At 68.2% G+C, this 1,225-nt stretch carries 1 protein-coding gene; it reads right to left on the bottom strand.

The genetic code is table 11. The features are described 5' to 3' along the window. Positions 1-106: 106 nt before the first annotated feature. Positions 107-1,225: hypothetical protein (locus PMI01_RS06235; protein ID WP_035035010.1), on the bottom strand; the 1,119-nt coding region annotated here is incomplete at its 5' end.

Genomic DNA, 1,225 nt, shown 5'->3' with positions numbered 1-1,225 from the left:
GCCTAACCCCTCTCGCCAGAACCACGGAGACTGAAATGTTCACCAAGGACGATGCTAGCAAGCTCCTCCAAGAGGCGTGCGACGGCTTCATCGACGACGACGAAATTTACAACGCCGTCCAAACCCTCGCGAAGGCCGACTCTGCCTGGCTGTTCAATACCCGTGAGATGCGATCGGCCATGCCGATGGTGATTTGCGTCCCGCCCGGGTTATCCAGAGCGTCGCCGGCAAGGCGGTTGAGGGCCGCGCGGACTTCAGGGTCACGCTCGCGGCTCGCGGCCTCGGCGATGGCCCGGCGGCCATAGTCGGAGCGCAGGCCAGTGACCGTCTCTTCGGCCAGCGGGATCATTTCACCGCGGACCGCGCCGAACGCCTCGCTGGCGTTAGCGGCGCGGCTTCGAGCCATGGTCTCGCGGATTTGGTCGGGCGTGCGCGGGTCCTGCGACATGATGCGACGAGCCTGTCCGCCGACACGCGACGGCAGGTCCAGGGCGCGGGCGTCGCGGAAGTCGGTCGCGGCCTGACGAGCCGGAGTCTGACGGCTGGCGGCGGCGCGGACCGTGCCCCGAGCGGCATCATCCACGACATCAATCAGGGCCGGACGCACACTCGCGGCGCGATAGCGGGCCGTTTGAGCCTGAACACGGGCCGGGTCTTGACCGCGTGCGACGCGGTCAAGAACAGGGTCGCGGGCTGGAGTGCCAGCGGGCGCGCCGTTGACGCGCACATTCGCGGCGAGGCCGCCGAGTAGGCCGCCAGCGGCGCGCGCATAGCCCGCCACCTTGTCGTTCGCCCCCAGGCCACGCGCAATGTCCTCCGCGCCCTGAGCGCCAAGGCCTGGGATGACGGTGTTGGCGATCCGGGCCGGAATCGAGCCGGGCGCAGCGAAGGCAGGCGTCATTTCCGCGACCGAACCCGCATAGCGTCCAACAGTCGTCTTGGACTTATACGGGATGTCAAAGCGGTCACGCGGTTTGGGCGCAGGAGCCGGAGCGGCGGCGGGGATAGGCTTATGCCTGGCTGCGCTGACCAAGGCAGAGACTCTATCGGCCATATCCGCCGCCCGCCCGATCATCTCCAGCGGATTGGCTGGCGCTGTGGCGCGCTTCATCTGGTCGGCAAGGCCGCGCCAGCCGCGCACAAGCCCATGCTGGACCGACTCGTTGACGTCTGCCGCCGCGCTAACTGGCTGCTCCACCGGGACCCAGCCAGTCTTAGTGGCGGG

It is taken from the genome of Caulobacter sp. AP07 (assembly GCF_000281955.1).
In the GTDB taxonomy this organism is placed as follows: Bacteria; Pseudomonadota; Alphaproteobacteria; order Caulobacterales; family Caulobacteraceae; genus Caulobacter.
The sequence above is the reverse complement of the archived record's forward strand: the minus strand, read 5'-3'. Positions and strand labels throughout refer to the sequence as shown.